Origin of the sequence: Massilia psychrophila (genome assembly GCF_002760665.1) — a bacterium.
GTDB lineage: Bacteria > Pseudomonadota > Gammaproteobacteria > Burkholderiales > Burkholderiaceae_D > JAFCUW01.
Window position 1 is genome coordinate 47,113 of the sequence record NZ_PDOB01000021.1, and the last position, 10,336, is coordinate 57,448.

Genomic DNA, 10,336 nt, shown 5'->3' on the forward strand with positions numbered 1-10,336 from the left:
GTTGTAGGGTTGTATCGGGAGTGCTATCTGGCGTTCTATCGATGGTTCTTCTTCGCTTCGTCGCGGATCGAGCTCTCTAATCGGTGCGCGGCCTGCTGCGGGGTGACTTTGCCGAACAGGACATCCTGCATCAACGGGTGCAGCATGTCGATGGTGTTTGCCGGCAGCATCGAGTAATACGGGCTGCCGGTGACCGGCGCGCGGTTGGCGGCGTCGAGGTAGGCGACGATCTGCGGGTCGCCCGCCGGCGCGCCGCTCGCCTGCACGAACGGCGCGATGTTCTGGCGCCGCTCCTGCTGGATCAAAAAGCCCTGGCCCATGATGAATTCGAGGAAGCGGATCGCCGCCTCCTTGTTCGGCGTTTCGCACACCGCGAAGCCGGTTTCGCTGCCGATCACCGGCACTGCCGCCGCGTTGGTGTCGTTCCACGGAGGGACGAACAGGCCGGTCTCGAAGCCCTGGCCGTGCATCATCCGGCCAGCCGCCCACGTGCCCTGGAAGGCCATTGCCGCTTTGCCTTCGGTGAACAAGTTGATGCCCTCGTCGTAGCCGGTACTCATGAAGCCCGGCTGCGCGTAGCCGCGCTGCGCCACCAGCTTTATCTTGGCGAAGATGTCGGCGCCGGCGGCGTTCGACAGGTTCAAGGTGCCGGCGGCGATGCGCGCCTTCCAGTCGGGCGTGCGCGGCACCACGTTGTTGGCGAAGCCGAAGCTGAACGGGCCGTTGCCGAGGACGTTGGGAAAGCCGCCGTTCCACACGATCGGCGTGAAGCCGGCTTTTTTCAGGCGTTCGCAAACGTCGAGGAACTGGCTGAAATTGGTCGGCAGGCGCTCGATGCCGGCTTTGGCAAACATGGTTTTGTTGTAGTACATGACCGTGGCGGCAACCCCGCCGGCGATGCCGAAGCGCTTGCCGTCCTGCGTGATCCAATCGGCTTTGAGGCTCGGCAGCAGTTTGGCCCAGGCGGCGCTGTGGCCGACGTCGGCCAGCACGCCGCGCTCGGCCAGCGCCGCCGCGTACGGATTCGGGTTGACCGACATCAGGTCGGGCAGCTTGCGCGAGGCAAGCTTCGGCCGGATGTTTTCCTCGACCGAATTGCCGATCATGAACTGCACGTCGACCTTGATGTCCGGGTTCAGGCGGGTGAAGGCGGCCGCCACCTTGTCCATTTCGTCGGGCCAGTCGGGCGCCCAGATCAGCGCGGTGATGGTGGTCAGCGGCATGGCCGGCGCCGCTGCTGCAGGGGCGGCGCTGCTGTTGTCGCGCTGGCAGGCCGCCAGCACCAGCAAAAACGCGGCCATCAACAACCAGTGGGCGCCGCGGACGAATCGAAACTTACCCACAAAAAGTCCTTGTTGCTTGATTGCAAAATTTTGAATCGACAAGATACCACCAAATGTTTATTCTTTTAATAAATAAATTGAGAAAAAAACACGGGTTAATGCGGGTGTGCAGCACTGTTGCACACCCGTCAAGATTTCCTCGCGGTTGACCCCGCGGTCGATTGCGGATAGTCCGCGGTTACGGCTTGACGAACTTGAGCGTCATGCGGTCGCTTTCACCAATTGCCAGGTAGGCGTTGCGGTCGCCTTCCTTGTCGGCCAGCACCGGCGGCAGCGACCAGACGCCGCTCTTGTGGTTCGCCTTGTCTTTCGGGTTGGCGTTGATCTCGGATTTGGCGGCCAGCTTGAAGCCGGCCGATTCGACCATCTTGATGACGTAGGCCTCGTGCACGTAGCCGCTCGACGCCTTGGCATCCTGCTTCATCGACGCCGGCAGCCGATGGTCGACGACGCCGAACACGCCACCCGGTTTCAGCACCGTGTAGACATTTTTTAACAAGGCCTGCAACTTGTCGTCGCCCATGCCGACCCAGTTATGAACATAGCGGAACGTCAGCACCATGTCGGCGCTGTTGGCCGGTGCGATCGCGTACGTCAAAGGCGGTTCGAACACGCCGATGCGCACCTTGTCGAACGCCGCCGCGTTCGCGTTGAGCTTCTGCATGAACATCGTGGCAGAGCGGTTCTCCGGCTTGATCGTCGCGCCGGCGGCGATCAGCAAGCCCTTGTCGCGCAGATACGGCGCCAAAATCTCGGTGTACCAGCCGGCGCCGGGTGACAGCTCGACCACGGTCATGGTCGGCGCGATGCCGAAGAACGTCAGCGTCTCGTACGGATGACGGGCGACGTCGCGGGCGACGTTGGCGGTCGAACGGTGGCTGGCGGACATTGCTGCCTTCAGGGCGTCGTCTGCCTGCGCGGCGCAGGTCACGCCGGCGAGTCCAGCGGCCAGCAGGGAGGCCAGGATCAATCGTTTCATGGTTGAGTCTCCATTGGTGGAATTTTTATCGGCTAATCAAAAAGTGCTGCAAATAAAATATTGAACAGTTGCCGCAGAGGCGATCATCGATCAAGCTTGCGCGCCGGTCAAGCAGTCGTTTGCGCGCTGACCGCCACGCACCGGCACTTTCGGCATCGACGATGTCGGCAACGCATAAAATTTTCTTTTCAGACTGTTTCATAAATGTTAGTGTTCGGAAAGTTAATGTGCAGCAGATAACTGAGCAATGTCGTCTGCCGGGCATCTTAAATTGACCCGATTCAGCTTGCGCCGCAACAGCGTAGCCGCCATCGCACGGCCACGCTGCCCCGTCAGTAATTTGTCAGGAGATACCATGGAACGACGCGCCTTTCTCAATATTAGCGGCCTCGCCCTAGGCACCATGCTGGTGCCGGTGCTGGGACACGCGGTGAACGCCGAAGAATTGTTGAGCCCGCTCGAAGCGAAATTCAAGAAGACACTCGCCGACGTCGCTTTGAACGCCGCCACCCAGGCCGGCGCCAGCTACTGCGACGTGCGCATCGGCCGCTACCTGAACCAGTTCATCACCACGCGCGACCTGAACGTCGAGAGCGTCACCAATACCGAATCGGCCGGCGTCGGCGTGCGCGTGGTGTGCAACGGCGCCTACGGTTTTGCCGCCACCTCGGACATGTCGCCGGACGCTGTTGCAGGCGCCGCGCGCCAGGCCGTCGCCATCGCCCGCGCCAATTCGCGCCTGCAGGCCGAGCCGGTGCAGCTGGCGCCGGTCAAGGGCGTCGGCGAAGTGGCATGGGCGACGCCGATCAAAAAGGACTGGCGCGGCGTGCCGATCAAGGAGAAAGCCGAGCTCTTGATCGCTGCTAACAAGGCCGGCATGGATGGCGGCGCCAGTTTCATGCAGTCGCTGATGTTCCAGGTAAACCAGCAAAAATACTTCGCCTCGACCGACGGTTCGTACATCGACCAGGACGTGCACCGCATGTGGATGCCGGTGTTTGCCACCGCCGTCGACAAGGCCACCAACAAGTTCCGTTCGCGCCAGGGCCTGTCCTCGCCCGTCGGCATGGGCTACGAATACCTCGACGCCCGGGCGCAGGACAAGGTGCAGGCGGCCGGCGGCGTCTGCACGCTGTACAAGGGTTCCTACGACCTGATCGAAGATGCGCGCGCGTGTGGGCGGCAAGCGAAAGAAAAGCTCACCGCCAAGTCGGTCGCGCCGGGCAAATACGACCTGGTGCTCTCGCCCGAGCACTTGTGGCTGACGATCCACGAGTCGGTCGGCCATCCGACTGAACTGGACCGGGTGATGGGCTTCGAGGCCAATTTTGCCGGCACCAGCTTCGCCACGCTCGACAAATGGCAGTCGAAAAAATTCAAGTATGGATCAAGCATGGTCAACATCGTCGCCGACAAAACTGTGCCCGGTTCGCTCGGCGCCGTCGGTTACGACGACGAAGGCGTCAAGTGCAAGCGCTGGGACATCATCAAAGACGGCGTGCTGGTGAACTACCAGGCCACGCGCGACCAGGCCCACATCATCGGCGAAAAGGAGTCGCACGGCTGCTCGTACGCCGATTCGTGGAGCAGCGTGCAGTTCCAGCGCATGCCGAACATCTCGCTTGCCGCGGGAACCAAAAAGCTCACGCCGGACGACATGATCAAGGACGTCAAGAAGGGCATCTACATCGTCGGCGACGGCTCGTTCTCGATCGACCAGCAGCGCTACAACTTCCAGTTCGGCGGCCAGCTGTACTACGAAATCGTCAACGGCAAGATCGGCGCCCAGCTCGAAGACGTCGCCTACCAGTCGAACACGCAGGAATTCTGGAGCGCCTGCAGCGCCATCTGCGACGAGAGCGACTGGCGCATGGGCGGCTCCTTCTTCGACGGCAAAGGACAGCCGTCGCAGTCAAGCACCGTCTCGCACGGCGCCAGTACGACGCGTTTCAACGGCGTCAACGTCATCAACACCGCCCGCAAGATCGGCTAAGCGCATGAAGATACTGACCCAGGAAGAAAGCCGCCGCGTCACCGACCGTGTGCTGGCCATCAGCGGCGCCGACGAGTGCACCGTCACGCTGACCGGCAGCCGTACCGGTAACATCCGCTTCGCCCGCAACAACGTCTCGACCGCCGGCCTGGTCGAGGACGCGCAGTTGTCGGTGACGGTGGCCTTCGGCAAGCGCCAGGGTACCGCGACCATCAACGAATTCGACGACAAGTCACTTGAAAAAGTGGTGCGGCGCGCTGAAGACCTGGCCCGCCTGGCGCCGGAAAACCCGGAGTTCATGGCGGCGCTCGGCAAGCAGGCCTACAAGCCGAGCGCCACCTTCAGCGCCAAGACCGCCGCCATCGACCCCGAATACCGCGCCGACGCGGCCGCCTATGCCATCGAGGCGAGCCGCAAGCGCCAGCTGGTGTGCGCCGGCTTCTTTACCGACACCACCGCGTTCGAGGCCATCGCCAATTCGAACGGCCTGTTCGGCCATCAGCAGCGCACCTCGCTCGACTACACCTGCACCGTGCGCACCGCGGACGGCCGCGGTTCGGGCTGGGTCAAGCGCTCGGCCGGCGATTCGGCCTTGTTCGATCCGGTTGAGGCATCCGACGTGGCGATCGAAAAAGCCTTGCGCTCGGTCGACGCCCGCGCGCTCGAGCCGGGCCGCTACACCGTCATTCTCGAGCCGGCCGCAACGTCCGACCTGCTCGGCTACATGCTGTCCGGCTTCGACGCCCGCAACGCCGACGAGGGCCGCAGCTTCCTGTCCAAAAAGGGCGGCGGCAACCGGCTCGGCGAAAAGCTGTTCGACCAGCAGGTCAACATCTGGTCCGACCCGTGGGACAAGGACGTCGCCGTGCTGCCGTGGGACAGCGGCACCATGCTGCCGCGCGAGCGCAATGCAATCATCAAGGACGGCCGCGTCGCCAGTCTCGATTATTCGCGCTTCTGGGCGCAAAAAATGAAGGCGCGCCCGATCGGCTCGCCCGGCAACATCATCATGGCCGGCACCGGCAAGTCGACCGCCGAACTGATCGCCAATACTAAGAAAGGCGTGCTGGTCACGCGCACCTGGTACATCCGCATGGTCGACCCGCAGTCGGTGCTGCTGACGGGCCTCACCCGCGACGGCACTTTTTATATCGAAAACGGCAAGATCAAGCACCCGATCAAGAACTTCCGTTTCAACGAAAGCCCGGTCACGCTGCTTAACAACATCGACGAAATCGGCAAGCCGCAGATTATCGCCGGCAGCGAGTCGCAGTACGCGATGCTGATCCCGCCGATGAAGGTGCGCGACTTTAATTTTACGTCGCTGTCGGACGCGGTGTAATCAAGACGACGTGTAACGGGAGACCGAGTGGAACGACGTACTTTCCTGAAAATCGGCAGCGGCGCTGCTGCTGCTGCTGCTTCTGGCGCCATGCTGGTGCCGGTCTTCGGCAACGCCATCGCCGCCGAAGAACTGCTCAACCCGATGGCGCTGTCGTTCAAGAAGGCGCTGGCCGACACCGCCCTGAACGCCGCCACCCGTGCCGGCGCCAGCTACTGCGACGTGCGCATTGGCCGCTACCTCAACCAGTTCATCACCACGCGCGACCTGCGGGTCGAGAACATCGCCAACACCGAGTCGTCGGGCGTCGGCGTGCGGGTGGTGGCCGGCGGCGCCTACGGTTTTGCCGCCACCAGCGACATGTCGTCCGACGGCGTGGCCAAAGCCGCGCGCCAGGCCGTCGCCATCGCCCGCGCCAACGCGAAGCTGCAGCTTGAACCGCTGCGGATGGCGCCCCTCAAGGGCGTCGGCGAGGTGGCCTGGGCCACGCCGATGGAGCGCGACTGGCGCGCCGTGCCGGTCAAGGACAAGGCCGAGATGCTGATCGCCGCCAGCAAGGCCGGCCTCGACGCCGGCGCCAGCTTCATGACCGCCAGCCTGTTCCAGGTCAACCAGCAAAAGTATTTTGCCTCGACCGACGGCTCCTACATCGACCAGGACATCCACCGCCTGTGGGCGCCGATGACGGCGACCGCGGTCGACAAGGCCACAAACCGCTTCCGCACCCGCGACAGCCTGGCCGCGCCGGTCGGCATGGGGTTCGAATATTTCGACGCCCGCGCGCTGGATAAGGTGCAGGCCGCCGGCGGCGTGGCGACGCTGTACACGAAGTCGGTCGACCTGGTCGAGGATGCGCGCGCGGCCGGCCGCCAGGCCAGGGAAAAGCTGTCGGCTAAATCGGTCGAGCCGGGCAAGTACGATCTGGTGCTCTCGCCCGAACACCTGTTTTTGACCATCCACGAGTCGGTCGGCCACCCGACTGAACTGGACCGGGTGATGGGCTATGAGGCCAATTACGCCGGCACCAGCTTCGCCACGCTCGACAAGTGGCAGACCAAAAAATTCAAATTCGGCGCCGAGCGCGTCAACTTCATCGCCGACAAGACCACGCCCGGTTCGCTCGGCGCCGTCGGCTACGACGACGAGGGCGTGCCCGCCAGGCGCTGGGACATCATCAAGGACGGCATGCTGGTGAACTACCAGGCCACGCGCGACCAGGCCCACATCATCGGCGAAAAGGAGTCGCACGGCTGCTCGTACGCGGATAGCTGGAACAGCGTGCAGTTCCAGCGCATGCCCAACGTGTCGCTGGCCGCCGGCAAGGAGCAGCTCACGCCCGACGAGATGATAAAAGACGTCAAGAAGGGCATCTACATCCTCGGCCGCGGCTCGTACTCGATCGACCAGCAGCGCTACAACTTCCAGTTTGGCGGCCAGCTCTACTTCGAGATCAAGAACGGCAAGATCGGCGGCCCGCTCGAAGACGTCGCCTACCAGTCCAACACGCAGGAATTCTGGAACGCCTGCAGCGCCATCTGCGACGATCGCGACTGGCGCATGGGCGGCTCGTTCTTCGACGGCAAAGGGCAGCCGAGCCAGGTCAGCGCGGTGTCGCACGGCTCGGCCACCACCCGCTTCAACGGCATCAACGTGATCAACACCGCTCGCAAGGTCGGTTAAGGAGACTTCAGGATGAAACAGCTGAACCAGGAAGAAGCAAAGCGCATGTGCGAGCGCGTGCTAGGGTTTTCCAAGGCCGACGAATGCCGCATTGTGATCAACGGCAGCCGCAAGGGCAACATCCGCTACGCGCAAAACAGCGTCACCACCGCCGGCCTGCAGGAAAATACCGAGATGACCATCAGCGTCGCCTTCGGCAAGCGCCAGGGCACCGCCTCGATCAACCAGTTCGACGACAAGTCGCTTGAAAAAGCGGTGCGCCGGGCCGAGGACGCAGCCCGCCTGGCGCCGGAAAACCCCGAATTCATGCCTGCCGTCGGCAAGCACGTGTTCAAGCCATCGAACACCTTCAGCGGCCCCACCGCCGCCATCGATCCCGACTACCGCGCCGAGGTGGCGTCGCATAGCATCAATGCCGGGCGCAAGAACAAGCTCGTCACCGCCGGCTATTTCGTCGACACCACGGGCTTTCAGACCATCGCCAATTCGAACGGGCTGTTCGGCCACCAGCAATTGACAAGCCTTGATTTCACCTGCACCGCGCGCACCGAAGACGGCCGCGGCTCGGGCTGGGTGACGCGTTCGGCCAGCGACGCGCGCAAGTTCGATGCGCGCGAGGCGTCGGCGATCGCCATTGAAAAAGCGCTGCGTTCGGTCGATGCCCGCGCGCTTGAACCGGGCCGCTACACGGTGATCCTGGAGCCGGCCGCCACGTCCGAGCTGATCGGGCGCATGTTCAACGCTTTCGACGCCCGCCGCGCCGACGAAGGGCGCAGCTTCCTGTCGAAGAAGGGCGGCGGCAACCGCCTTGGCGAGAAGCTGTTCGACGAGCAGGTCAACATATGGGCCGACCCGTGGGACAAGGACGTGCCGGTGCGGCCGTGGGACACCACGTCGATGCTGCCGCGCGCGCGCACCGACGTCGTCAAGAACGGCAAGATCGTCTCGCTCGACTACTCACGCTATTGGGCGCAGAAGCAGAAGGCGATCGCCACCGCGCGTCACGGCAACATGATCATGTCGGGTGGCACCAAGTCGCTGGAAGAACTGATCGCCTCGACGAAGAAGGGCGTGGTCGTCACCCGCACCTGGTACATTCGCGAGGTCGATCCGCAATCGCTGCTGCTGACCGGGCTGACGCGCGACGGCACCTTCTACGTCGAGAACGGCAAGATCAAGCATCCGATTAAGAACTTCCGCTTCAACGAGAGCCCGGTGTCGATGCTCAACAACGTCGATGAACTGGGCAAACCGCAGATCATCGGCGGCGACGAGGTGCAGTACCAGATGATGATCCCGCCGATGAAAATTCGCGACTTCAACTTCACGTCGCTGTCCGACGCGGTTTAGCTTTTTTAACGGAGCGTCGCATGCGGCCGGTCGACTTTTATTTCACGCGCCTGATGCATGAATCGGGCGACTGGGAGGTCGACATCCGCATGCCGAGCAACGTGCTCAATTCGCTGGTCGAGTACACCACCTTGCGGGTCGATCCGGCCGAGCGGGTGATCGCCCTGTCCGACCCGAAGATGCTGGAAGCGCCATTTTGCTACCTGGCCGGCCACAAGCTGGTGCAGTTCACCGTGGCCGAGCGCAGGAACTTCGAGCGCTACGTGCGCGGTGGCGGTTTCGTCTTCGTCGACGACTGCAACCACGACATCGACGGCCTGTTCGCCAAGTCGTTCGAGGCCGAGCTGGCGAAAATGTTCGGCCCCAAGGCGTTGAAAAAAATCCCCAACAGCCATCCGCTGTACTCGAGCTTTTTCACCTTCGACGGCCCGCCGAACACCGGCGCCGAACTCAATGGCTGGGGCGACGACCTGGTGCACGACTACCTGAAGGCGATCGAGATGAACGGCCGGGTGCGGGTACTGTATTCGAACAAGGACTACGGCTGCGAGTGGGACTACGACTTTCGCAACAAGCGCTTCCTGGCGGTCGACAACACCCGCTTCGCGGTCAATATCATTCAATATGCACTGGGAGCTTAATCGTGTCGGAACGTGATGCAATAGCGTGGAGCGAGGCGGAAATATCCGTCCTGACGGCGAAAGTGGCGGCCCTCAAGGCCAGTATGGCAAATGTCATCATCGGCCAGGATCAGGTGATCGAGTCGCTCATCATTTGCCTGTTGGCCGGCGGCCACGCGCTGGTCGAAGGCGTGCCGGGCCTGGGCAAGACGCTGCTCGTCAAGTCGCTGGCGCAGGCCACCGACATGCAGTTTCGCCGCGTCCAGTTCACGCCCGACCTGATGCCGTCCGATATCGTCGGCACCGAGATCCTCGAAGAAAACACCGCCACCCGCCAGCGCGAGTTCCGCTTCCAGCCCGGGCCGGTGTTCACCCAGGTGCTGCTGGCCGACGAGATCAACCGCGCGCCCCCCAAAACCCAGTCGGCGCTGCTGGAGGCGATGCAGGAGCGCGCCGTCACCTTCGCCGGCCAGACCCACGCGCTGCCGCAGCCGTTTTTCGTGCTGGCGACGCAAAACCCCATCGAGCAAGCCGGCACCTACCCGCTGCCCGAAGCGCAGCTCGACCGTTTCCTGCTGCGCATCGACGTCGGCTACCCGAGCGAGGACGAGGAAATGGCGATGGTCGCGCGCACCACCCACGCCGGCCTGCAAAGCGCGACGCCGGCGATGGATGCGGTCAGCCTGCTGCGCCTGCAACTGCTGGTGCGCGACATCGAGATCGGCGAACACCTGCTGCGCTACGCCACTCGGCTGGTGCGCGCCACCCGGCCGCAAGCGAGCCGCGTGGCCAGCGTCGTCAAGCATGTCGGCTGGGGCGCCGGTCCGCGCGCCGGCCAGGCGCTGGTGCTGGCGTCGAAGGCGCGCGCGCTGATGCACGGTCGCCTGGCGGTCACGCGCGACGACATCGGTGCGATGCTGCTGCCGGTGCTGGCGCACCGCGTGCTGCGCAATTTCGAAGCCGAAGCCGATGGCGTCGCGGTGGCCGACATCCTGCTGGCGCTGCGCGCCGAGATCCGCCCCGACTGAC

General features: G+C 63.4%; 9 protein-coding genes. 6 read left to right on the forward strand and 3 right to left on the reverse strand.

Annotated features, from left to right (window positions below):
* Nucleotides 1-35: 35 nt before the first annotated feature.
* From CR103_RS13725 to CR103_RS23025, 3 genes are all read right to left on the reverse strand, one after another.
* Nucleotides 36-1,343, reverse strand: coding sequence for an ABC transporter substrate-binding protein (locus tag CR103_RS13725; protein ID WP_307719708.1), 1,308 nt, complete (start codon nt 1,341-1,343; stop codon nt 36-38).
* Between the two features lie 178 nt (nt 1,344-1,521).
* Complete coding sequence (locus tag CR103_RS13730) at nt 1,522-2,322, reverse strand: class I SAM-dependent methyltransferase (RefSeq protein ID WP_099916544.1); 801 nt, start codon at nt 2,320-2,322, stop codon at nt 1,522-1,524.
* A 25-nt stretch (nt 2,323-2,347) separates the two neighbouring features.
* Entirely contained in the window at nt 2,348-2,524 is a 177-nt protein-coding gene (locus tag CR103_RS23025) for a hypothetical protein (protein ID WP_188827391.1), read from the reverse strand.
* Between the two features lie 153 nt (nt 2,525-2,677).
* Between CR103_RS23025 and CR103_RS13735 the strand changes: the two genes are divergently transcribed.
* Genes CR103_RS13735 through CR103_RS13760 form a run of 6 tightly spaced genes read left to right on the forward strand, consistent with a single transcriptional unit; the run spans nt 2,678 to nt 10,335 of the window.
* Nucleotides 2,678-4,315, forward strand: coding sequence for a TldD/PmbA family protein (locus CR103_RS13735; RefSeq protein ID WP_099916545.1), 1,638 nt, complete (start codon nt 2,678-2,680; stop codon nt 4,313-4,315).
* Nucleotides 4,316-4,319: 4 nt separating this feature from the next.
* Nucleotides 4,320-5,657, forward strand: coding sequence for a TldD/PmbA family protein (locus CR103_RS13740; RefSeq protein WP_099916546.1), 1,338 nt, complete (start codon nt 4,320-4,322; stop codon nt 5,655-5,657).
* A 27-nt stretch (nt 5,658-5,684) separates the two neighbouring features.
* Complete coding sequence (locus tag CR103_RS13745; RefSeq protein WP_099916547.1) at nt 5,685-7,337, forward strand: TldD/PmbA family protein; 1,653 nt, start codon at nt 5,685-5,687, stop codon at nt 7,335-7,337.
* Between the two features lie 12 nt (nt 7,338-7,349).
* The gene (locus tag CR103_RS13750) at nt 7,350-8,687 is read left to right on the forward strand and encodes a TldD/PmbA family protein (RefSeq protein WP_099916548.1); all 1,338 of its coding nucleotides are present in this window, start codon (nt 7,350-7,352) and stop codon (nt 8,685-8,687) included.
* Between the two features lie 20 nt (nt 8,688-8,707).
* Nucleotides 8,708-9,328: a DUF4159 domain-containing protein gene (locus tag CR103_RS13755; RefSeq protein ID WP_099916549.1), complete on the forward strand. Its 621-nt coding sequence runs from the start codon at nt 8,708-8,710 to the stop codon at nt 9,326-9,328.
* A 2-nt stretch (nt 9,329-9,330) separates the two neighbouring features.
* Nucleotides 9,331-10,335 carry an AAA family ATPase gene (locus CR103_RS13760; RefSeq protein ID WP_180279394.1) on the forward strand — a complete coding sequence of 335 codons (1,005 nt, stop codon included), beginning with the start codon at nt 9,331-9,333 and terminating at the stop codon, nt 10,333-10,335.
* Nucleotide 10,336 lies beyond the last annotated feature (1 nt).